We start from the raw sequence: 21,615 nt of genomic DNA, 5'->3' as shown, positions 1-21,615 counted from the left end.
GGGCGAAGAGCAAGGAACCCGTCGATGAAGCATTTCCATTCCCCACGCCAGATCCAGCGCGGCCTTCGCGCGGCGGCGACCGGAGCCTGTCAATGAGCACTCTGCGCGATGCGATGAGCCACGCAGCGCTGGGTTGGGTCAAGCCCGAGCTGGACGAGACCCTGCGCCAGGTGCGCAACGAGGTCGAGTACTACGCCGAGGATCCGTCCGATGCCAGCCGCATGCGTATCTGCGCCGGCCACCTGCACCAGGTGCAGGGCACCCTGCGCATGGTCGAACTGTACGCCCCGGCAATGGTGGCCGAGGAGCTGGAGCAGCTGGCCAATGCGATCGGCAGCGGCCAGGCGTCTGATCGCGACGAGGCCTGCGCCACGCTGATGCGCGGCAGCGTGTTGCTGCCCGACTATCTGGAGCGCCTGCAGAACGGCCACCGCGACATTCCGATCGTGCTGCTGCCGCTGCTCAATGACATCCGCGCCGCGCGCGGTGCGGCCGGCATCAACGAGAGTGTCCTGTTCGCGTTCGCTCCCGACAGCGTCACCGCCACCGAAGCCGAGCTCGACCATGCGCGCGGCAGCCTGAGCGGGCGCAACCGCGAACTGCTCGATACGGTCGGCAGCGCGGTGAAGGAAGAGCTGCTGCGCATCAAGGATGCGCTGGACCTGCATCTGCGCACCGGCGGTGCAGCAGAACAGCTGCAGACGCAGGCCGACGAACTGGGGGCCGTGGCCGATACGCTGGGCATGATGGGCCTGGGCGTGGCCCGCGGCGTGGTCGTGCAGCAGCGCGACGCACTGCGCGGCGTGGTCGAGGGCCGCCAGCAGATCGACGAGAACCTGTTGCTGGACATCGCCGGCGCGCTGCTCTACGTCGATGCGTCGCTGGATGACCAGGTTGCCCATCTGGGTGCGGATGGCAGCGGCGAGGATGACCCTGCCGCCGTGGAAAACCGCCGTACCGTCGAGGTGCTGGCACACGAGGCCATCGCCAATTTCGCTGCGGCCCGCGAGCACTTTGTCGCGTTCATCGAAACCAGCTGGAACCACGCGGAACTGCAGGACGTGCCGCGCCTGCTCGGCGACGTCGCCGGTGCACTGCGGATGCTCGACCTGGGGACTGCCGCCGACTACCTGCGCGGCGTGCAGCAGTACATCGACGCCGAGCTGATCGGTCGCCAGCGTGTGCCCAGCGGGCGCCAGCTGGATACGCTCGCCGACGCCATGGCCAGCCTGGAGTACTACCTCGAAGCCCTGCGTGATCGTCGCCCGGGCCGTGAGGACATTCTGGAAATCACCCGCAGCAGCCTGGAAGCGCTGCGCTACTGGCCGCTGCCGGAGCGCGCCGCGATCGACGAGGCGCCGCAGGGCGTGCAAGCGGTCGAGCGCGAGGCGGTAGACCTGCAGGTGATGCCATTGCAGCCCGGCCACGTCGACATCGATGTGAGCACGGCCGCGCCCGCCGCCGGCAGTGTGGCTGCCGCCCTGCCGGACTTCGTCTTCGATCCGCCGCTGGCACCGCCAGTGACCGACAACGGGCTGATGTTCGGTGGGTTGTCGGTACCGGTCGCGGTACCCGGGACGACGCCCGATGCCGGTAGCTCGCTGGTATTCGCCGCGTCCAGTGCACCGGCCCCGGCCGTGCCGCAATGGGACCTGGCTGCTGTGGAGGTCGGTGCCGGGTACGCGGATGATGCACATGCGCCGGCCTTGGCCAGCGACGAAACGATCGATCCGGCACCAGCCGAGGTGCCGCAGTGGACGCTGTCCCAGGTGGACGACATGGCGGATGCACCGTCGGTCTCCGGCGACGACACGGTGGCGTTCGCGTCCGCCGGTACACCGGACATTACGTCGGCGCCGGTATTCGATCCGGTGGCCGCCGAGCATGGCGCCGCGGATGTGGCGGCTGATGAAGTCGTATTCCGTTTCGACGCCGATGCACTGGACAACGCCGACGACGTGCTGTCCTTGCATGCGATGGAAACGCTGGTGCTGGAAGACGACGCAGACCTGCATCCGGTGCTGGACAGCGTTGATGCGGAGCCAACGGATCCGATCACGCTCGCCGCGGACGCATCGCCTGCCGCAGACGCAGCACCGGCGGTGGCCCTGATCGAGATCGACACCATCGCACCGATCGATTTCAGCGAGGCCGATGCCCGGTTCTTCGCTGAACTGAGCGCCGCCGCGGAGGACTTCAACCCGCGGGCGATGCCATCGGCCGCCGACGCGCCGGTCGCGATCACGGCTGCGTCCGAAGCGGGCTTCGATGCCGGCTTCGACGATGATGCGGAGAACATCGACGAGGACATCCGCGAGGTGTTCCTGGAAGAGTTCGACGACGAGCGTGCCAACCTCGGAACGCTGCTGCCGGCATGGCACGCGCAGCCGGACAATCTGGACCGGCTGCGGCCGATCCGCCGCATCTTCCACACCCTCAAGGGCAGCGGCCGCCTGGTCGGTGCGCGGACGCTGGGCGAGTTCGCTTGGAAGATCGAAGGCATGCTCAACCGTGTGCTTGACGGCAGCCGTCCGGCCACGCCGGCCGTGCTGGCGATGGTTGATCACGCGCATGCCGCCTTGCCGCAGCTGAGCGACGCACTGCGTCATGGCCAGCGCATCAGTGTCGATCTGCAGGCGATGCAGGCCGTCGCCGATCGCGTGGGTGCCGGCGAAGAGACGTTCTACGTGCCGCTGCCGGCTGCGGCGCCCGCACCGGAGGCGCCGGCGGCGGAAGAGGGCGAGGACGAGATCAGCCGCATTCTCGAAGCGGAAGTGGCGACGACAGCCGACGCCGGGAACGCGACCGCGGTCGAGGGGACTCCGGCCAATATCGACAGCGTGCTGCGCGAGATCCTCGAAGCCGAGGTGGAGGTCCACCAGGCAACCCTGCAGGCGTGGCTGCGCTCGGCGCAGCAGGCACCACAGCCGGTGAGCGATGCGCTGCTGCGCGCCGTGCACACCATGAACGGCGCCTTCGCGATGACCGAGGTGCCGGAGATCACGGCGGTCACGGGCGGCGCCGAATCCTATATCAAGCGGGCCCTGGCCGCCGATGTGGTGCCGGGCGACGACGGTGTTGCTGCGCTCGATGCGACCGCGCAGGCCATTACTGCGACCATGGAAGCATTGCAGGCGGAGCAGCCGCGCATTGCGCCTCAGCCTGCGCTGGTACAGCGCCTGCAGGCCCTGGCCGGCGAACTGCCGGAAGCGCGCTGGCCGCTGGTGGGGCTGGATGACGAAGAGGCGCTCGCGACCGATGGAGAGCCTGCGCACGAGGTGGACGCGCAGCTTCCTGCCGATGCGCAGAGCGACATCGACGCCGAAATCAACGCCGGGATCGACAGTGCACCTGCTGACACCCATGATGTGCCCGCAGCCGATCCGGCGAAGGACGGACTGGACATGGCCGAGCTCACGGCCAGTGATGACCTTTCGCGCTACTTCGACGCCGGTTGGCCGTCGCTGGGCGGTACCGGACAGGAGGCCGCAGCCACGCTGCCACCGGTCGCTGCCGCTGCCGATGAATCCGCAGCGGTCGTGTCGCCGGTGGTCGCCGATGCGCTCCCCGCGCTGGCCGAAGACGCTGCGCTGACAGGCGCGGACGACCTGTCGCCGTACCTGGACGCCAGCGCGCTGCCGGTCGACGACCGTGATGCGGATGAGGCGGCGGACGCCGCCGCGTTCACAGAAACGATCGACCTGAATACGTCATGGGATGACGTGGAAGGGTTCGATGCGAGTGATGACGCTGCTGCACTGCCACTCGACAGCACGCTGTCGAGCCTGCAGGATGACATGGCTGCGCCGGGTTTTGCGGAACCGGTCACATTGGAAGCTGCGCTCGAAGCCGGCCTGCATGTGATCGACGAAGAGCAGACTCCGGCCGACGACGGGCAGTGGTCCGTGCTCGGCCTGCAGGCCAGCGAACTCGCGCCGGGCGAGGCAGAGGCCTTCGCCGAGGATGCGGACGTCGGCGGGGAGACGGCGGTCGGTGAAGGAGAGAGCGCCGACCCGCCGTCCCCGGCGACGGTGAATGCCGGGGAGTCCCTTGCAGAGCCTGCGGTCGATCCGCAGCCGGCAGCCGCGCCGCCGTCACCGTTCTTCGAGATGGAAGACGCGCCGGGCCAGGGCAGCGGCGCTGCCGGACCGGACGGTTCCACGCCGGTCGATGGTCCGGTTGCCGAAGATGACGTGCCGGCGCACCAGCCGATCGAGCCGATGCCGGAACCGGAACCGGAAGGCAGGGTGGGCGAGGAGCCTGCCGATCTGCTTGACTTCACCGTGTATGACCGCGAGCTAGTCGACATCTTCGTCGAAGAAGGCAAGGACCTGCTTGATCACTGCGATGGCCTGATCAGCGAGCTGCGCGATGCGCCGCAGGACCGCGAAGTGCTTGCCGGCCTGCAGCGTGACCTGCATACGCTGAAGGGCGGCGCACGCATGGCCGGCATCAACGCCATCGGCGACCTCGGCCACAGCATCGAATCGCTGCTGGAGGTGGTCGCGGCGGGGCGCACCGAGATCGAGCGCCGCGACGTGCAGCTGCTCGAGCGCGGTTTCGATCGCCTGCACCAGCTGCTGACCCGTACCGGCGAGCATCGTGTGGTGGAACCGGCGCAGGACCTGGTCGATGCTTTCGAGGCACGTACCGCCACCGATCCGGCAGCGGCTGCCGCCGTCGGCACGGCTGGCCCGGTGGAGACTGAAACCACCGTCGTACCCGCGACCGTTGCCCTGGTCGATGCACCGCTGTCCGCGCCGTTGCCGGTCGAAAGCACGGTCGAGGACGATCCGCTGGCACGTCCCCAGCAGGAGCAGGTGCGCGTCCGCGCAGATCTGCTCGACCGGCTGGTCAATCACGCAGGTGAGGTGGCGATCTACCGGTCGCGCCTGGAGCAGCAGCTCGGTGCCTTCCGCGGCGCGATGGGCGAGCTCGAACGTACCAACGCGCGTCTGCGCGACCAGCTGCGTCGCCTCGACCTGGAGACCGAAGCGCAGATCGTTGCCCGCTACCAGCGTGAGCAGGACCAGGCCGACCAGAAGTTCGATCCGCTGGAACTGGACCGCTTCTCCACCCTGCAGCAGCTCAGCCGTGCGCTGAACGAGTCCGCCGCCGACCTGGGCGGCCTGCAGGGCGTGCTGGACGATCTCTCGCGGCAGTACGATGCCTTGCTGCAGCAACAGTCGCGCGTCAGTTCGGAGCTGCAGGATGGCCTGATGCGTGCGCGGATGGTGCCGTTCGACGGCCTGGTGCCGCGTCTGCGCCGCGTGGTGCGCCAGGCCGGCATCGACACCGGCAAGCAGGTCCACCTGACCCTGGAAGGCACCCATGGCGAACTGGACCGCAACGTCCTCGACCGCATGGTCGCGCCACTGGAGCACATGCTGCGCAACTCGGTGGCCCATGGCCTGGAGGCGCCGGAGCAGCGCCGTGCCGCCGGCAAGCCGGAAGAGGGCGAAATTGCCATCCGCCTGCATCGCGAAGGCTCGGAAATCGTGCTGGACGTGGCCGATGACGGCGCCGGCCTGGATCGGGAGGCGATCCGTCGCCGCGCGATCGACCGTGGCCTGCTGGCCGCCGATGCGCAGCCTGCCGATCATGAACTGGACAACCTGATCTTCGCATCGGGCTTCTCCACCGCCGACCAGGTCAGCCAGCTGGCAGGCCGCGGCGTGGGCATGGACGTGGTGCGCAATGAAGTGCGCCAGCTGGGTGGTTCGGTCGATATCCAGTCGGTGCGTGGCCAGGGCGTGCGTTTCACCCTGCGCCTGCCGCAGACGCTGGCCGTTACCCAGGCCGTGTTCGTGCAGATCGGCGAAACCACCTTTGCCGTGCCGGTGGCTTCGGTCAGCGGTATCGGCCGCCTCTCGCGCGAGCGCTTCGAGGCCGCCGACAGCAGCTATCGCTACAGCGGCGAAGACTATCCGCTGTACGACCTGGGCAGCCTGGTCGGCCAGGCACCGGCACGTGCCGAGGGCCAGGCGCAGGTGCCGCTGCTGCTGGTCCGCGCCGGCGACCTGCGAGCTGCCGTGGCGATCGACCAGGTGCTGGGCAACCGCGAAATCGTGGTCAAGCCGGTCGGCCTGCAGATCGCATCGGTGCCGGGCATCTACGGTGCCACCATCACCGGCGATGGCCGCGTGGTGGTGATCCTGGACGTGGCACCGCTGGTGCGTCGTTACCTGGCCAACCCGACGCCGCCGGTGCTGGTCAACGCGCCGCGTCAGGAACGGCAGGTGCCGCTGGTGATGGTGGTCGACGACTCGCTGACCATGCGCAAGGTCACCGGCCGCATCCTGGAGCGCCACAACTTCGAGGTCAGCGTCGCCCGCGATGGCGTGGAGGCGCTGGAGCGGCTGGAGGAGCGTGTTCCCGACCTGATGCTGCTGGATATCGAGATGCCGCGCATGGACGGCTACGAGCTGGCCACCGCGATGCGCGCCGACCCGCGTTACCGGGACGTTCCGATCGTGATGATCACCTCGCGCAGCGGCGACAAGCACCGGCAGCGCGCTTTCGAGATCGGCGTCCAGCGCTACCTGGGCAAGCCTTATCAGGAGCTGGACCTGATGCGTAACGTGTACGACCTGCTGGGGATCGCCCGTGTCCGAGAGTGAAGCCAACCCGGCCGTCGCCCTGCTGGCCCGGCCTGGCGCGGCGCGTGAGCGCCTGCGCGAAGCACTGGCGCACGCCGACGTGCAGATCGTGCTGGAAGACGACCCGAATGGCCTTGAACCGCAGGCGCTGCATGACGCGCGGCCGCAGTTCGTGGTGATCGCACTGGAAGCGGCGATCGAGGACGCACTGGAACGCCTGGAGCCCGTGCTGTCGGCCCCCGGCCTGACCCTGGTGTTCGACGAAGCCGAGCTGGCCGCGCGCCGGAACGGCTGGGAGGCGCAGCGCTGGGGGCGTCACCTGGCCGCCAAGCTGCATGGACACCAGCAGGTGCTGCCGCCGGGCGCCGAGGACGAACCGGCCCTGCAGCTGGAGCCCGGTCGTCCTGCGCCGCCACCTGCACCGCAGGAGGCAGCGCTGCAGACGCACCTGCAACAGGCACACCGCTGGGCCGACGACGTGCCAGCCGATGGCCTGTACGCACCGCCGGCGCAGCTGCATGAACCGGTCGCGTTCGAACACGCTCTGGCCGCGCTGCAGCCGATCGTGCCCGAACCGCCGGAAGCGCCGGTCGCACGGACAGACCCCCCCGCGGCACCGTCGGTGACGTTCGATCACACCGCGTGGTCGCTGGTGGACGAGTCGGCCGATGCCGCCACCCCGGCGTACGCCGCAGCGGAGGTCGAGGCGCGCTCATCGTCGTTCGATACCGACCACCTGAGCCTGGTCGACCTGGATGCGGCCGCCCCGCCCGGCGCACGCGCGGGCGCGCTGCTGGTGCTGGCCGGGATCGGTGGCCCTGATGCGTTGCGTCGCCTGCTGGGCGCGCTGCCTTCGGCATTGGCGGTGCCGGTGCTGGTGCACATGCGCCTGGATGGGGGCCGCTACGGCAATCTCGTCAAGCAGATGGCGCGTGTCTCGCCGCTGCCGGTGCAGCTGGCCGAAGCCGGCCAGCGCGCCACGCCCGGGCAGGTGCATGTGCTGGCCGATGACATCGGCGTCCGCGCGGCCAGCGACGGTCTGCATTTCCTGACCGACGCGCAGGGCATCTCGATTGCCGCGTTGCCGGCCCAGTACACCGCACTGGTACTGCTCAGCGGTGCCGATCTGGGCCATGTCGGGCCGGCACTGGACCTGGCTGCCGCGGGCGCGTGGGTGGCCGGGCAGGTGGGGGAGGGATGCTACGACCCGGCCGCCGCCACCGCCGTGGTCGCCGCCGGCATGGCCGCTGGCGAACCGCAGGAACTGGCGCAGATCATCGCCGCGCGCTGGGGCGAGGGTGACCACAACGGAGAAGCTCCATGAGTTACGCCAGCAACGATGAAATCCGTGGTGTCCTGATCCAGGCTGGCAACGAACGCGTGCTGCTGCCCAATGCCACGGTGGCCGAAATGATGTCGCGGGTGCCGGTGCAGCCGGTGGCCGACGCCCCCCGCTGGCTGGTCGGCGAGATCGCCTGGCATGGCTGGCAGGTGCCGCTGGTGTCATTCGCACGGCTTTCGGGGCTGGGGGACGAGGCAGCCGGTGTCCACAACAAGGTGGTGGTACTGAAGGCGCTCAGCGGCGATCAGCAGCGGCCGTATTACGCGTTGCTGACCCAGAACTTCCCGCAGTTGATCTCGGTGCCGCGCGATGGCCTGCTGGCCGATGCGTCGGAGGAGACCCTGCCGCAGATCGTGCACATGCGCGTACTGCTGGGTGAGCAGAGCGCGCTGCTGCCGAATCTGGACGCACTGGAAAGCGCGCTGGCTTCACTGGCGGCCTGAGGCCGCCCCCGGACACAGGCCGCCGGGCATGGCCCGGCGCTGCCGTTGGCGTGCAGGTTGTCGGTGGACCTAACCGAGATCACCCAGCCGCGCCTGCAACGCGGCGATCGCGGCCAGCCCGGCGGTTTCCGTGCGCAGGATGCGCGGGCCCAGCTGCAGGCCCTGGAAGCCGGCGGCGGCCAGCTGCTCGCGGTCGCGTGGCGACCAGCCGCCCTCCGGACCGATCGCGATCACGATGCCGCCCGCGGGCGCCGCTGCCAATGTCGACAGCCGGTGCGAACCCATCGGGTCCAGGGTCAACCGCAGCGTATCGGCGGGCAGTGCAGCGGTCGCCTGCGCCAGCGACAGCGGGGCACCCACCCGTGGAATGCGCGCGCGCCCGGACTGGCCACAGGCCGACTGCACGACGTTGTTCCAGTGCGCCACGCGCTTTTCCGCGCGGGCCGCGTCCAGCTTCACCTCGGTGCGTTCCGCGTTCACCGGCAGGATGCTGCTGACGCCGAGTTCGGTGGCCTTCTGCAGGATCAGGTCCATCTTTTCGCCGCGCGCGATGCCCTGCATCAGGGTGATGGCCAGCGGCGATTCGATGTCGATGGCCTGCACGCTGTCGATGCGTGCCTGCACTTCGCGCTTGCCGACCACGGTCAGCGTCGCAGCGTAGTCATGGCCATCGCCGTTGAACAGGACGCAGCCATCGCCTTCGCGCAGGCGCATCACCCGCACCAGGTGGTTGGCGGTCTCCTCGGGCAGGGTCACGGTCTGGCCGCTGTGCAGCGGCAGGTCGATGGGACAGCGGGTCACGCGCATGCAATCGCCTCGTCGATGGCGGCCAGCGTGGTATGCGCCAGCAGATCCAGTTGTTCGTCGTCCACGCAGTACGGTGGCATCCAGTACAGCACATCGCCCAGCGGGCGAAGGACCACGCCGCGCTTCAGTGCTGCCTTGTACGCGTGCAGGCCGAGCCGCAGTCCGGGGTCGAAGGGCGTGCGCCTGTCGCCGCCGCGCGACAGTTCGAATGCCACCACCATGCCGGCCTGGCGCACATCGGCCACATGCGGGTGGTCGGCAAACGGTGCCGCGAGGGTGCCCATCACCGATGCGGTGCCGCGGTTGCGCGCGATCACATCGTCGCTGCCGAAGATGTCCAGCGTCGCCAGCGCCGCAGCGCACGCCAGCGGATTGCCGGTATAGCTGTGCGAGTGCAGGAACGCACGCTCGCGGGAGTCGTCGAGAAAGGCGTCGTACAGGGCCTGCGTGGCCAGGACCGCGGCCAGCGGCAGGAACCCGCCGGTCAGGCCCTTGGACAGGCACATCAGGTCCGGCATCACCCCGGCCTGCTCGCAGGCGAACATCGTGCCGGTGCGACCGAAGCCGGTGGCGATCTCGTCGGCGATCATGAACGCACCGTGCGCGTCGCACAGCTCACGCACGCGCTGCAGATACACCGGATCATGCATGCGCATGCCACCGGCGCACTGCAGACGGGGTTCCAGGATCACCGCGCATACTTCACCGGGGTGCTGGTCGAACAGCGTCGCCAGGCCATCGGCGGCCTGGCGCGCACGCTCGGCGGCGCTCTGCCCTGGCTCGGCCAGGTAGGCGTCGGGCGAGGGTGCGAACAGCCCTTCGGCCAGCAACGGCGCGTACACCCGCCGGTACAGTGGGATGTCGCCCAGCGCCAGCGCACCGAGCGTTTCACCGTGGTAGCCGTTTTCCAGCGCGATGAAACGCGTACGCCGGGTCTCGCCGCGGTTATGGAAGTAATGGAAGGCCATTTTCAATGCCACTTCCACCCCGGCCGAGCCGTTGTCGGCGTAGAACACCTTGGCCAGCGGATCGCGCCCGGCCTGCCGCGGGGCCAGTGCCAGCAGGCGTTCGGCCAGGGTGATCGCCGGCTCATGGCTGAAGCCGGCCAGCATCACCTGTTCCAGCTGGCCGGCCTGGGCCGCGATGGCGCCGCCGATGCGGGGCTCGGCGTGGCCGAACAGATTCGTCCACCAGCTGCTGACGGCATCCAGATAGCGGTTGCCGTCATGGTCGATCAGCCACGCACCCTCGCCGCGCGCGATCGGCACCAGCGGCAGGGTGTCGGGATGCTCGCGCATCTGTGTGCACGGATGCCACAGCACCTGCAGGTCGCGTTGCCGCCAGTGCAGGGCCAGCGGGGAGGGGGTTGGGTCTGCTAGCATTTCGGGCTCATGAACATGTTGCTGCCTGCACATTCTATCGGCCCCGGCGCCCGCGTCGGCCGCCGCGGAGATTCCGCATGAACGATGACCGTGCCAGCCGTCGCCTGCCGATCATCCATCGGATCACCGATGAAGAGAACGGTCCCTTCCAGCGCCAGCATCTGGATCTGGAATTCTCCAATGGTGAACGCCGCCGCTTCGAGCGCCTGGTCAGTCGTGGCCACGGTGCGGTGGTGGTGGTGCCCATGCTCGACGACGAGACGGTGCTGCTGGTGCGTGAATACGCCGCCGGGGTACATCGCTACGAGCTTGGCCTGGTCAAGGGCCGGATCGATGCCGGCGAGACCCCCGAGCAGGCCGCCGATCGCGAACTGAAGGAAGAGGCCGGCTATGGCGCGCATCGGGTCGATGTGCTGCGCGCCATGACGCTGGCGCCGACGTACATGAGCCACCAGTCGTGGCTGGTGGTGGCGCGCGACCTGTATCCGGAAAAGCTGATCGGGGACGAGCCCGAGGAGCTGGAGGTGGTGCCCTGGAAGCTGTCCGAGCTGGACCGGTTGATGCTGCGCGAGGACTTTTCCGAGGGCCGTTCGCTGGCGGCGTTGTTCATCGCCCGCCAGTGGCTGCAGGGAGCCCGATGATCAAGCTGACCACGGATCTGCGCGAGACCGCGATCGCCATCGCGCAGGAAGCCGGCCAGGCCATCATGCAGGTCTACGCCGAAGGATTCGACGTGCGGATCAAGGACGACAACAGTCCGGTGACCGCCGCTGACCTGGCCGCCAACCAGGTCATCGAGCAGGGTCTGCGGCAACTGACCCCGGATCTGCCCATCCTGTCTGAAGAGTCGGCCCAGGTGCCCTGGGAACTGCGCCGCCATTGGGGCGCCTACTGGCTGGTCGATCCGCTTGACGGTACCCGCGAGTTCGTCAAGCGCAACGGCGAATTCAGCGTCAACATCGCCCTGATCTACCAGGGTGCCCCGGCGTTTGGCGTCGTGCTGGCGCCGGTCACCGGCATTCTGTGGCACGCCATGCGCGGCGAACTGGGGTACCGCCGGCAGGGACTGCACGACACCGTGCTGCGCACGCGCAGCCCGGCGACCGCTCCGCTGCGGGTGGCGGCAAGCCGCTCCCACCGCTCGCCGGAAACCGAAGCGCTGCTGGCGCGCATGGGCCGCATCGAGACCATCGCCCAGGGCTCGTCGCTGAAGTTCTGCCGCATTGCCGAGGCGGGCCTGGATGTGTACCCGCGGCTCGGCCCGACCTCCGAATGGGATACCGCCGCCGGCCAGTGCGTGCTGCACGCGGCGGGCGGCGCGGTCCTCTCGGCGGCGACCGGCAAGCCCTTCCGCTACAACCGCCGCGAGACGCTGTTGAACGGCGATTTCATCGCCCTTGGCGATACCAGCCTGCCGTGGCGCGACTGGTTGTCCGACTGACCTGGAGGCCGCATGAGCGCGCACGACACCCCCACCGCCGGCAGTGCCGCCAGCACCGAACTGGAACGCCTGCTGGCGATCATGGCCCGCCTGCGTGATCCGCAGGGCGGCTGCCCGTGGGACCTGGAGCAGGACTTTGCGACCATTGCCCCGTACACCATCGAGGAAGCCTACGAAGTCGCCGATGCGATCGATCGCGGCGACCTCGATGATCTCTGCGACGAGCTCGGCGACCTGCTGCTGCAGGTGGTATTCCATGCTCGCATGGCCGAAGAGCAGGGGGCGTTCGCTTTCGCAGAGGTTGCCCGCGCGATCAGCGACAAGATGCAGCGCCGCCATCCGCATGTCTTCGCCGATGTCAGCGTCGATGATGCCGATGGGGTCATGCGCAACTGGGATGCGATCAAGCGCGCGGAGCGGGCAGCCAAGGGCGAACAGGACCATTCCGCCCTGGCTGGAATCTCGCGGGGCCTGCCGGAGTGGCAACGCGCGGTGAAGCTGCAGTCGCGCGCGGCCAAGGTGGGCTTCGACTGGCCGGGCCCGCTGCCGGTCCTGGACAAGGCAGCCGAGGAACTGCAGGAACTGCGCGAGGAGTTCGAGCGCGGCGACATCGCCGGCAACAAGGCGCGGCTGCAGGAGGAACTGGGCGACCTGCTGTTCGTCTGCGCCAACCTGGCCCGCCACGCCGACATCGACCTGGGCGCCGCGCTGCGCGGTGCGAACCACAAGTTCGAGCGTCGCTTCCGGGCCATGGAGGCACAGGCCGAGGCACAGGGCACATCCCTCGCCTCGCTGGACCTGGACGCGCAGGAAGCGCTCTGGCAGCACGCCAAGGCGGCCGAGAAGGAATGAAGACACTCGGCCTGTTCCTGCTGACCGCGCTGGCCGAGATCGTCGGCTGCTACCTGCCGTGGCTGTGGCTGCGCAAAGGAGGCAGCGTCTGGCTGCTGCTGCCGGCGGCGGCCAGTCTGGCCCTGTTCGCCTGGCTGCTGACCCTGCATCCGACCGCCAGTGGCCGCGTCTATGCCGCCTACGGTGGCGTGTACATCGGCACCGCGCTGTTCTGGCTGTGGCTGGTCGATGGCGTCCGGCCCAGCCGCTGGGATCTGCTGGGTGCTGCACTGTGCCTGGCGGGCATGGCGGTGATCATGTTCGGGCCGCGCCAGCCGGGCTGACCGCCGGCAGTGCCAGGCCCGCCGGAAAGGGGCATGATGGGGCGGATCGTGGCGTTGGGAGTGCGCACATGTCCCGTTTCTCCAGCTTCCGTGACTTCTATCCGTTCTATCTCAGCGAGCACCGCCATCCGGTGTCGCGGCGCCTGCACTTCATCGGCAGCTGCGGCGTACTGCTGCTGGTCGCTGCGGCGATCCTGCGCGGCCAGCCGCTGCTGCTGTTGACGGCATTGGCCTGTGGGTACGGGTTCGCTTGGGTGGGGCACTTCTTCTTCGAGAAGAACCGCCCGGCCACGTTCCGCCACCCGCTGTACTCGTTCCTGGGCGACTGGGTGATGTTCATCGACATCCTGCGCGGGCGGGTGCGGTGGTGAGAACGTGTGCACGCCGCATTCACACGCTATGCTCGGGGTTGGACGTCTACCGATAAGGAAAGCCTGATGTTCCCGACCATGTTCTTTACCGTGGTACTGGCCTTCGTGGCCGTGGTCATCCTGTTCAAGGCCGTGCGCATGGTGCCGCAGGGATATGAATGGACTGTCGAGCGGTTCGGCCGCTACACCCACACCATGACCCCCGGCCTGCACTTCCTGATCCCCATCGTGTACGGCGTGGGGCGCAAGGTGAACATGATGGAGCAGGTGCTGGATGTACCCAGCCAGGAAGTGATCACCAAGGACAACGCCGCCGTGCGCGTCGACGGGGTGGTGTTCTTCCAGGTGCTGGACGCCGCCAAGGCCGCCTATGAGGTGGCCAACCTGGAAGTGGCCATGATCGCTCTGGTCCAGACCAACATCCGTACCGTGATCGGCTCGATGGACCTGGACGAATCGCTGAGCCAGCGCGAGGTGATCAATGCCCAGCTGCTCAGCGTGGTCGACCATGCCACCAACCCGTGGGGAGTGAAGGTGAACCGCATCGAGATCCGCGACATCCAGCCGCCCCGCGATCTGCTCGACGCGATGGCGCGGCAGATGAAGGCCGAGCGCGAGAAGCGTGCGCAGATCCTGGAGGCGGAAGGCTCGCGGCAGTCGGAGATCCTGCGCGCCGATGGCGAGAAGCAGGCCACGGTGCTGGAGGCGGAAGGACGGCGCGAGGCAGCGTTCCGCGATGCGGAGGCACGCGAGCGCCTGGCGGAAGCCGAAGCGATGGCGACCAAGGTGGTGTCGGCGGCGATCGCCGAGGGCGATGTGCAGGCGATCAACTACTTCGTCGCCCAGAAGTACGTGGAAGCGTTCAAGGAACTGGCCAGCTCGCCGAACCAGAAGCTGGTGCTGATGCCGATGGAGGCCAGTGGGGTGATCGGCTCCATCGCCGGCGTGGCCGAGCTGGCCAAGCAGGCGCTGGCGAGCCAGGACAACAAGGCGGCCGGCAAGCGACCGCCGCCGATCGGAGGCTGACATGCGCTGGGACGTCGTCGCCTGGGGGGCGCTGGCCCTGCTCCTGTTCGCTGCGGAGGCTCTGCTGCCCGGCGCGTTCATGCTGTGGATCGGCATCGGCGCTGCAGCGGTGTTCGTGCTGGTGGCGATCTTTGCCGGCATCCCGCTGCTGTGGCAGGTGGTCGCCTTCGTCGTGCTGAGCGTGCTTTCGATCCAGTGCTACCGGCGCTGGGGCAGGTCGCGGGCACGCGCCAGCGACAAGCCGTTGCTGAACCGCCGCGCCGAGCAGCTGATCGGTCGGGTGGTGCCATTGCAGCAGGGCATCACGGACGGGCAGGGTCGGGTCAGCATCGACGATGCGTACTGGCAGGTCAGCGGTCCGGAACTGCCGGCCGGGGCACGGGTGCGGGTGGTCGCGGTGCAGGGCAGCACGCTGGTGGTTGAAGCGGCCAGCTGAGCCTGCGGGCGGTACGTGCGGGAACCGCTGCGGTGCGGCACGCCCGTGGGCGATCGATCTGGGATAATGGGGGTTCTTGTTTCCTCTGCTGCCGGAACGGTCATGACCCAGAAGACGCTGCTCAACGATACCCACCGCGCCCTCGGCGCCAAGATGGTCGATTTCGGGGGTTGGGACATGCCCATCCACTACGGCTCGCAGCTGGACGAGCACCATCTGGTGCGTCGCGAGGCCGGCGTGTTCGACGTCAGCCACATGACCGTGGTGGACCTGCGCGGCGAGCAGGTCAAGCCGTTCCTGCGCCGCCTGCTGGCCAATTCCATCGACAAGCTGAAGGTGCCGGGCAAGGCGCTGTACTCGTGCATGCTCAATGCCGAAGGCGGCGTCATCGATGACCTCATCGTCTATTACCTGGGCGAGGACTTCTTCCGCATGGTGGTCAACGCCTCCACCCGCGAGAAGGATCTGGCCTGGCTGCGTACGCAGGCCGCTCCGTTCAACGTGTCCGTTGAACAGCGTCCTGACCTGGCCATCCTCGCCGTACAGGGGCCGCAGGCGCGCGAGCTCGTCATTGGTCTGGTCGGCGCCGCCGACCGCGAGGCGCTGGGCAAGCTCGGCCGCTTCGCCGCGCTGCAGGTGCGGTCCGATGAGGGCGTCGAACTGTTCGTTGCCCGTACCGGTTACACCGGTGAGGACGGTTTCGAGATCCTGCTGCCGCAGGAGGCCGTGGTCGGGTTCTGGAACCGCCTGCTGTCTGCAGGCGTGAAGCCGGCGGGCCTCGGTGCCCGCGACACCCTGCGCCTGGAGGCCGGCATGAATCTGTACGGCCAGGACATGGACGAAGCCATCAGCCCGTACGAAGCCGCACTGGCCTGGACGGTGTCGCTGGACGAAGGCCGTGACTTCATCGGTCGCGACGTGCTGGAAGCGCAGAAGGCCGCCGGCAATGCGCGGCAGATGATCGGCCTGGTGATGGACGAGAAGGGTGTCCTGCGCCACGGCCAGGTAGTCACCACGGCCGGCGGCCAGGGCGAAATCCTGTCCGGCACCTTCTCGCCGACGCTGGCCAAGGGCATCGCCTTTGCCCGCGTGCCGGCAGGTGACCTCGGCCAGGTCACGGTCGATATCCGTGGCCGGCAGGTGCCGGTGCGCGTGGTCAAGTTCCCCTTCGTGCGCGAAGGCCAGGCCCAGCCCGGCGTGCTCGCCGACGCCTGATCCGAACGTGCCGGACGTCACTGACAGCAGTGGCGGCCGGTTGGTTACACTAGCCCCGTTTTTTCCACCCCCTGCAAATCCTGGAGCAGTCCCATGAGCGAGATCCCCGGCGACCTCAAGTTCCTCAAGTCCCACGAGTGGGCCCGTGTCGAAGGCAATGGCCGCGTTACCGTCGGTATTTCCGACCACGCCCAGGGCCTGCTGGGTGACCTGGTCTACGTCGAACTGCCGGAGGTCGGCGCCGACGCCAAGGCTGGTGAGCAGATCGCTGTCGTCGAGTCGGTGAAGGCGGCCTCGGACGTCTACAGCCCGATCAGCGGCAAGGTCGTCGAGGTCAACTCGGCGCTGTCCGACAAGCCGGAAACCATCAACGAAGATGCCTACGGCGAGGGCTGGATGTTCGTGGTCGAACTGTCCAACGCCGAAGAGATCAACGAGCTGCTGGACCCGGACGCTTACGCCGAAGTCCTGGAGAACGACGACCACTGAGTCGTTGTTTCCTGGTTTGAAAACGGCCACCTTCGGGTGGCCGTTTTCGTTCCGGCGACCGCGCCGGACTCATGACGCCCGGTTCGCTGCACACCCACGACGCGGCATCAGGCGCTTCGGAAGGGTGTCTTCGGACGCGCGCAGTTTTGCGCAAATCCGCGTTTCCACCCCGCGCCGGCGCGTTCGAATGTGAAAACTTTTCCTGCCTCGTTGCGGCCCCGTTGTGGTGGCGCGGCAGGCCGCTGCGATACGTAGCCCGGGTGCGCGCGCGAGGTGGCGCAGGAATGGCACGCATCTACGCAGAGTGCTTATTTCAAGTGTTTTTTCTTGAGCGCGCACGCACGCAGTGGCGCGCGTGGCGGTCGTGTTGCGCACGCCAGCGGTGTCTGCGGAAGCGAAACGAGGACGCTGGAGACGGTGTCCGGGACGGCGCCAATGTGAAAATTTTTCGCGGGGGTTGTTGACAGTAAAAAAAAGCGTGATTAGGTTTCGCCTCAGCAGACCTTGCCTGCCCAACCGAGTGCGCAGAATCAATCGTCCGATGCGAAGCAGCCCCTCGAAAGCCACCGCGATCCCCAAGACGGTGGACATGGCCCCGCTTCCCCCGGAGAAATGCAAGGCAACTCCCGTTCCGATGCCTGCTCCGCCGATCGAGGCAGGCATTGCCGCATCCGTAACGGCGCGCCTGACGCGCCGGCGGTCCCCGCACGCAGCATCCGCGGGTTTGATCCACCTGGGCGTTTCAACTCCCTATCACTGACGAGGAGCCATCCCATGGCAACCAAGAAAGCTGCGAAGAAAAAGCCCGCCGCCAAGAAGGCGGTGAAGAAGGTCGCTAAGAAGGCCGCTGCCAAGAAGGCAGTGAAGAAGGTCGCAAAGAAGGCGACCGCCAAGAAGGCGGTGAAGAAGGCTGCGAAGAAGGTCGCCAAGAAGACCACTGCGAAGAAGGCAGTGAAGAAGGCGGCAAAGAAGGTAGCCAAGAAGCCGGCGAAGAAGACCGCGAAGAAGGCAGTGAAGAAGGTCGCCAAGAAGGCAGCGAAGAAGACTGCAAAGAAGGCCGCCAAGAAGACCACTGCCCGCAAGCCGGCCAAGAAGGTCGCCAAGAAGGCGACCAAGAAGGCCGTAAAGAAGGTTGCGAAGAAGGCGGCCAAGAAGGCGACCAAGAAGGCTGCCCCGAAGAAGGCAGCGAAGAAGGTCGCCAAGCGCAAGCCGGCCGCCCGCAAGAAGAAGGCCGCTCCGGTCGCTCTGCCGGCAACTCCGGCGCCGCTGATCTAAGTACTTCCCGATAGCCGTACCCTGAAACCCCTTCCTCGGCTGCCCAGCGAGGAGGGGGTTTTTTTATCCCCTGCCTGCAGCCCGCAAGAAAAAAGGGCGACCGATGGGCCGCCCTTCCGGTGATGCCAGGGAGTGCCGGTTCAGCGCGGCGAGGCGACCGCGCGGTTGCTGGATGCACCCTTGCCCTTGCGCTTGTCCTGCTGCGCCGGGCTTGCGCCCTCGGCCATCAGGTTGTCGCTGCCGAAGTCGGTATCCACGTCCAGCCAGCGTTGCGAGGGAAGGCCAAGCGCGGAGTCGAGCACGGTCGGCAGCAGGCCGCTGGGCAGGCCACTTTCGCCGTTCCACATGATCGCGATGCCGAGATCACGCTCCGGGACCAGAGCGACAAGGCCACGGTAGCCCTGCACGGCGCCGGCGTGGAACACCACGTCATGACCGGCGTAATCGAAGGTGCGCCAGCCGAGCGCGTAGCCGGCCGAATGCAGACGCTCGCGGCGCCAGCCCGACCGCATTTCGCCCGGCGTGTTGATCAGGCTCGAATGCAGGGTGGCCAGCAGCGGTGCCGGCAGCACGTCGGGGCGATGACCGGTGTGGGCCAGCAGCCACTGTGCCATGTCGCTGGCACTGGCGTTGACGCCGGCCGCCGGCGCGACCCGGTAGTAGGTCGGTTTCGGCGTCAGCGACACCCAGCCATTACGGCTGCGCACATGCGGACGTGCCCACCGCGAACTGGCCTGGATGCCGGCCAGGCCGAGGCTGGCATCGTTCATGCCCAGCGGCTTGAAGATGCGGCGCTCGACCGCCTGCTCGTAGAAGCTGCCGGAGGCGGCGTAGACGACGTCGCCGATCAGGCTGAAGGCCACGTTCTGGTAGGCGTAGCAGTCGCCTGGCAGGCACTTGAGGCTGGTGTTGGCCAGCTTCTGGGTCAGTGCGTAGTACTCGGCGTTGCCTTCGATGTCACGGTCGTAGGCGTTGTAGGGCAGGCCGACGCGGTGGCTGAGCACGTCGGCGACGGTCAGACGCTCGGTGGCTTCCGGCGAGTTGAGGCGGAAGCCGGGCACATAGTCGGTGACCTTGCTGTCCCAGCGCAGCGTTCCGTCATTGACCAGCAGGCCGGCCATGGTGCCGGCGAAGGCCTTGGACAGCGAGGCCAGCCGGAACACGGTATGGGCATCGACCGGCAGCGGATTGTTGACGTCGGTGACGCCGTAACCGCGCGCACTCAGCACGCGTCCACCCTGCACGATCGCCACCGCCATGCCCGGCACGCGCTCGCCATAGGTGAGCTGCTGCGCCATCGATTCGATGTTGGCAACGTTGAAGCCGGGGGCGGGTGGCTGCACCTGCGGCATCAGGCCGGTACGGTAAGCGGCCGGCTGGGTATGAGCGACGGCCGGCGCGGCCGCGGTCTCGATGTTGGCCGGCATCGGCGGCAAGGCCGGCGGGGTCTGCGCGGTGGTGGACAAGGCAACGGGCATCAGCATGCCCAGCAAACCGGTGGCCGCCGAACGGATCGGACGACGCAGGCTGTTCTTTTTCATCGGTTGGACCCGTGCGCGACTGCTGATGGCGATTCTAGCGCCGCTTTTCGCCTGTGCACAAACAAAGCGAAGATGAATGCGCATCTCGTTGAAAAAGTTGGAATTTTGACGCTGCCGGATTGTGTATCCGAACGTGTCGGCGGTCGCCCGTGCGAGTCCCCTGCGGTGCCACCTGCGTGCCGCGCTGGCGATGTTGCAGTGCATTGGCTAACGTACGCGCTTTGCCGCCCCCCGGAGCCTGCCATGCCGCTGTCCAACCGCTGCCTGCTGGCGTGGGGCGCCGCATGAGTTCGGTGCAGGACGGGAGGCCGTTGCGCGGGCTGCTGGCAGCGCTGCGCGAGTCCCCGGCACTGTGGTGGTCGTTCCTCTACTTCTTCTGCCTGCTGAGCGGCTACTACGTGCTGCGACCGGTACGCGAGGCGATGGCGGCCTCGGCCGACCTGGAGACGGTGTTCCCGCCGGTGCTGATCGCCTGGTTCGCCAGCCACGGCATCGCACTGAAGGATTTCGTCCTGCAGTTCCTGTTTTCCTGCGTGTTCGTGATCATGCTGGTGCTGCAGCCGGTCTATGGCTGGCTGGTCAGCCGCTTTCCGCGGCGGGTATTCCTGCCGGCCGTGTATGGCTTCTTCATCGCGACCCTGCTGGGCTTCTACGCACTGTTCGACAGTGGCGTGCCGGGGCGGGGCATGGCCTTCTTCTTCTGGGTCATGGTGTTCAACCTGTTCGCCGTCGCCGTGTTCTGGAGCTTCATGGCGGATGTGTTCTCCAACGTGCAGGCCCGTGCGTACTACGGCTACATCGGCGCGGCCGGCACGCTCGGCGCGTTCCTCGGCCCGATCATCACCAGTGCGCTGGTGCAGCGGGTGGGTATCGCCAACCTGATGCTGGTCTCGGCCGGCTTCCTGATCGTGTGCCTGCTGTGCATCTGGCGCCTGCGGCACTGGGCGGTGCTGCGTGAACGCGAGCAGCAACTGGTCTCCGGCGAGCAGCCGATGGGCGGCAGCGTGCTTGATGGCCTGAAGCTGATCGCGCGCGAGCCCCTGCTGCGCTGGCTGGCCATCATGGTGGTGTTCGGCGTCGGCGTGGGAACGCTGCTGTACAACCAGCAGGCCAGCATCGTGCGCGCGTCGTTCACCGACCCTGCGGCGAGCACCGCATTTTTCTCGCGCATCGATCTGGCGGTGAACGCGCTGGCCCTGCTGATGCAGCTGGGCCTGACCCGCTGGCTGCTGTCGCGCCACGGCATCGCTCCGGCGCTGTTGATTCCCGGCTTCGCGATCCTGATCGGCTTCTCGGTGCTGGCGGCGTCGCCGATGCCGCTGATGGTGGCGGTGGTGCAGGTGATGACCCGGGCCAGCGAGTTCGCCCTGGCCAAGCCGGCACGCGAGACGATCTATACCCGTGTCGACCGGCAATGGCGCTACAAGGCCGGTGCGGCCATCGACACGGTGGTCTATCGTGGGGCCGACCTGAGCTTCACCTGGGTGCACAAGGGACTGGCATTGTTCGGTTCGCACGTGGTGTTCATCGGAGGCGTTGCGGTGGCCGCGTTCATGACGCTGGCCGCGTTCGGCGTGCTGCGCGAAGAGAAGAAGCTGCCCCGCGACCGCTGATTTTCCGGGGTCGGATCCTTTTCCGGCAGGAAAGGGATCTGACCCCATTCTCCATCCCTGTTCAAGGAACCGCCCATGTACTGGATCGCACTCGCCCTGACTCTGCTGGTCGCCCTGCTGCACGTCTACTTCCTGGTGCTGGAGATGTTCCTGTGGACGCGGCCACTGGGGCTGAAAACGTTCCGCAACACGCCGGAGAAGGCGCAGACCACACAGGTGCTGGCAGCCAACCAGGGGCTGTACAACGGCTTCCTGGCGGCCGGCATCGTGGCGGGGCTGGTGATGGCACAGCCGGTGCTGGTGACGTTCTCGCTGGCCTGCGTGGTCGTGGCGGGGTGCTATGGCGCGTACAGCGTGAGCCGCCGGATCTTCATGATCCAGGCGCTGCCGGCGATCCTGGCGCTGGTGCTGCGCGCGCTGGTGTGAGTTCCGGCCAACGGCGCAGCCCCTCGTGGGTTGG

Annotated in this window: 18 protein-coding genes; 15 read left to right on the top strand and 3 right to left on the bottom strand. The window is 67.7% G+C overall.

Features of this window, described 5'->3' with window-relative positions:
* Positions 1-92 precede the first annotated feature (92 nt).
* Genes N5J29_RS17050 through N5J29_RS17040 form a run of 3 tightly spaced genes read left to right on the top strand, consistent with a single transcriptional unit; the run spans position 93 to position 8,384 of the window.
* A complete protein-coding gene (locus N5J29_RS17050; RefSeq protein WP_164152983.1) occupies positions 93-6,620 on the top strand; it encodes an Hpt domain-containing protein in 6,528 nt (2,175 codons plus the stop codon).
* The gene (locus N5J29_RS17045) at positions 6,607-7,923 is read left to right on the top strand and encodes a chemotaxis protein CheB (protein ID WP_164152982.1); all 1,317 of its coding nucleotides are present in this window, start codon (positions 6,607-6,609) and stop codon (positions 7,921-7,923) included. The genes N5J29_RS17050 and N5J29_RS17045 overlap by 14 nt, the downstream gene beginning before the upstream one ends.
* Positions 7,920-8,384, top strand: coding sequence for a chemotaxis protein CheW (locus N5J29_RS17040; protein ID WP_053518915.1), 465 nt, complete (start codon positions 7,920-7,922; stop codon positions 8,382-8,384). The genes N5J29_RS17045 and N5J29_RS17040 overlap by 4 nt, the downstream gene beginning before the upstream one ends.
* A 69-nt stretch (positions 8,385-8,453) precedes the next feature.
* On the opposite strand, the gene N5J29_RS17035 is transcribed toward N5J29_RS17040, so the two are convergent.
* Together N5J29_RS17035 and bioA are read right to left on the bottom strand one after the other, a co-directional pair.
* Positions 8,454-9,191 carry a 16S rRNA (uracil(1498)-N(3))-methyltransferase gene (locus N5J29_RS17035; RefSeq protein ID WP_111186719.1) on the bottom strand — a complete coding sequence of 246 codons (738 nt, stop codon included), beginning with the start codon at positions 9,189-9,191 and terminating at the stop codon, positions 8,454-8,456.
* A complete protein-coding gene (gene bioA / locus N5J29_RS17030; RefSeq protein WP_065174790.1) occupies positions 9,182-10,573 on the bottom strand; it encodes an adenosylmethionine--8-amino-7-oxononanoate transaminase in 1,392 nt (463 codons plus the stop codon). Before bioA ends, N5J29_RS17035 begins: the two co-directional genes overlap by 10 nt.
* A 77-nt stretch (positions 10,574-10,650) precedes the next feature.
* On the opposite strand from bioA, the gene nudE reads away from it, so the two are divergent.
* From nudE to N5J29_RS16980, 10 genes are all read left to right on the top strand, one after another.
* The gene (nudE, locus tag N5J29_RS17025; protein ID WP_053520252.1) at positions 10,651-11,214 is read left to right on the top strand and encodes an ADP compounds hydrolase NudE; all 564 of its coding nucleotides are present in this window, start codon (positions 10,651-10,653) and stop codon (positions 11,212-11,214) included.
* Positions 11,211-12,014 carry a 3'(2'),5'-bisphosphate nucleotidase CysQ gene (gene cysQ / locus N5J29_RS17020; RefSeq protein WP_164152981.1) on the top strand — a complete coding sequence of 268 codons (804 nt, stop codon included), beginning with the start codon at positions 11,211-11,213 and terminating at the stop codon, positions 12,012-12,014. The genes nudE and cysQ overlap by 4 nt, the downstream gene beginning before the upstream one ends.
* A 12-nt stretch (positions 12,015-12,026) precedes the next feature.
* The gene (gene mazG / locus N5J29_RS17015) at positions 12,027-12,866 is read left to right on the top strand and encodes a nucleoside triphosphate pyrophosphohydrolase (RefSeq protein WP_053520254.1); all 840 of its coding nucleotides are present in this window, start codon (positions 12,027-12,029) and stop codon (positions 12,864-12,866) included.
* On the top strand, positions 12,863-13,189 hold the full coding sequence (locus N5J29_RS17010; RefSeq protein WP_065182615.1) for a YnfA family protein: 327 nt from the start codon (positions 12,863-12,865) through the stop codon (positions 13,187-13,189). Before mazG ends, N5J29_RS17010 begins: the two co-directional genes overlap by 4 nt.
* A gap of 68 nt (positions 13,190-13,257) precedes the next feature.
* Positions 13,258-13,560, top strand: coding sequence for a DUF962 domain-containing protein (locus N5J29_RS17005; RefSeq protein ID WP_065182616.1), 303 nt, complete (start codon positions 13,258-13,260; stop codon positions 13,558-13,560).
* 66 nt (positions 13,561-13,626) lie between these two features.
* Entirely contained in the window at positions 13,627-14,586 is a 960-nt protein-coding gene (locus N5J29_RS17000; protein ID WP_053520257.1) for an SPFH domain-containing protein, read from the top strand.
* Position 14,587: 1 nt separating this feature from the next.
* A complete protein-coding gene (locus N5J29_RS16995) occupies positions 14,588-15,022 on the top strand; it encodes an NfeD family protein (protein WP_053520258.1) in 435 nt (144 codons plus the stop codon).
* A gap of 102 nt (positions 15,023-15,124) precedes the next feature.
* Positions 15,125-16,237 (top strand): glycine cleavage system aminomethyltransferase GcvT, encoded by a 1,113-nt coding sequence (gene gcvT, locus N5J29_RS16990; RefSeq protein WP_053520259.1) that lies wholly within the window; start codon positions 15,125-15,127, stop codon positions 16,235-16,237.
* Between the two features lie 93 nt (positions 16,238-16,330).
* Positions 16,331-16,726: a glycine cleavage system protein GcvH gene (gene gcvH, locus N5J29_RS16985; protein ID WP_053520260.1), complete on the top strand. Its 396-nt coding sequence runs from the start codon at positions 16,331-16,333 to the stop codon at positions 16,724-16,726.
* Positions 16,727-17,500: 774 nt separating this feature from the next.
* Positions 17,501-18,001 carry a histone gene (locus N5J29_RS16980; protein ID WP_065174792.1) on the top strand — a complete coding sequence of 167 codons (501 nt, stop codon included), beginning with the start codon at positions 17,501-17,503 and terminating at the stop codon, positions 17,999-18,001.
* Between the two features lie 140 nt (positions 18,002-18,141).
* Here N5J29_RS16980 and N5J29_RS16975 read toward each other — a convergent pair whose 3' ends face one another.
* Complete coding sequence (locus N5J29_RS16975) at positions 18,142-19,542, bottom strand: serine hydrolase domain-containing protein (protein WP_065174793.1); 1,401 nt, start codon at positions 19,540-19,542, stop codon at positions 18,142-18,144.
* A gap of 284 nt (positions 19,543-19,826) precedes the next feature.
* Here N5J29_RS16975 and N5J29_RS16970 point away from each other — a divergent pair, with 284 nt between their 5' ends.
* Together N5J29_RS16970 and N5J29_RS16965 are read left to right on the top strand one after the other, a co-directional pair.
* Positions 19,827-21,155 (top strand): MFS transporter, encoded by a 1,329-nt coding sequence (locus N5J29_RS16970; RefSeq protein WP_053520263.1) that lies wholly within the window; start codon positions 19,827-19,829, stop codon positions 21,153-21,155.
* Positions 21,156-21,230: 75 nt separating this feature from the next.
* A complete protein-coding gene (locus tag N5J29_RS16965; RefSeq protein ID WP_053520264.1) occupies positions 21,231-21,581 on the top strand; it encodes a DUF1304 domain-containing protein in 351 nt (116 codons plus the stop codon).
* Positions 21,582-21,615 lie beyond the last annotated feature (34 nt).

Source organism: Stenotrophomonas sp. GD03680 (assembly GCF_029844625.1).
Lineage (GTDB): Bacteria > Pseudomonadota > Gammaproteobacteria > Xanthomonadales > Xanthomonadaceae > Stenotrophomonas > Stenotrophomonas maltophilia_P.
Note: the sequence above shows the minus strand (reverse complement) of the source record. Positions and strands in the feature narration are given on the sequence as shown.

Coding starts and splice junctions, on each gene's coding strand:
- cysQ (WP_164152981.1), top strand. CDS start 11,211: ATGATCAAGCTGACCACGGATCTGCGCGAGACCGCGATCGCCATCGCG.
- N5J29_RS17000 (WP_053520257.1), top strand. CDS start 13,627: ATGTTCCCGACCATGTTCTTTACCGTGGTACTGGCCTTCGTGGCCGTG.
- N5J29_RS17005 (WP_065182616.1), top strand. CDS start 13,258: ATGTCCCGTTTCTCCAGCTTCCGTGACTTCTATCCGTTCTATCTCAGC.
- N5J29_RS16975 (WP_065174793.1), bottom strand. CDS start 19,542: ATGAAAAAGAACAGCCTGCGTCGTCCGATCCGTTCGGCGGCCACCGGT.
- gcvH (WP_053520260.1), top strand. CDS start 16,331: ATGAGCGAGATCCCCGGCGACCTCAAGTTCCTCAAGTCCCACGAGTGG.
- bioA (WP_065174790.1), bottom strand. CDS start 10,573: ATGCTAGCAGACCCAACCCCCTCCCCGCTGGCCCTGCACTGGCGGCAA.
- gcvT (WP_053520259.1), top strand. CDS start 15,125: ATGACCCAGAAGACGCTGCTCAACGATACCCACCGCGCCCTCGGCGCC.
- N5J29_RS16995 (WP_053520258.1), top strand. CDS start 14,588: ATGCGCTGGGACGTCGTCGCCTGGGGGGCGCTGGCCCTGCTCCTGTTC.
- N5J29_RS17050 (WP_164152983.1), top strand. CDS start 93: ATGAGCACTCTGCGCGATGCGATGAGCCACGCAGCGCTGGGTTGGGTC.
- N5J29_RS17040 (WP_053518915.1), top strand. CDS start 7,920: ATGAGTTACGCCAGCAACGATGAAATCCGTGGTGTCCTGATCCAGGCT.
- N5J29_RS17035 (WP_111186719.1), bottom strand. CDS start 9,191: ATGCGCGTGACCCGCTGTCCCATCGACCTGCCGCTGCACAGCGGCCAG.
- N5J29_RS17010 (WP_065182615.1), top strand. CDS start 12,863: ATGAAGACACTCGGCCTGTTCCTGCTGACCGCGCTGGCCGAGATCGTC.
- N5J29_RS16965 (WP_053520264.1), top strand. CDS start 21,231: ATGTACTGGATCGCACTCGCCCTGACTCTGCTGGTCGCCCTGCTGCAC.
- mazG (WP_053520254.1), top strand. CDS start 12,027: ATGAGCGCGCACGACACCCCCACCGCCGGCAGTGCCGCCAGCACCGAA.
- N5J29_RS16980 (WP_065174792.1), top strand. CDS start 17,501: ATGGCAACCAAGAAAGCTGCGAAGAAAAAGCCCGCCGCCAAGAAGGCG.
- nudE (WP_053520252.1), top strand. CDS start 10,651: ATGAACGATGACCGTGCCAGCCGTCGCCTGCCGATCATCCATCGGATC.
- N5J29_RS16970 (WP_053520263.1), top strand. CDS start 19,827: ATGAGTTCGGTGCAGGACGGGAGGCCGTTGCGCGGGCTGCTGGCAGCG.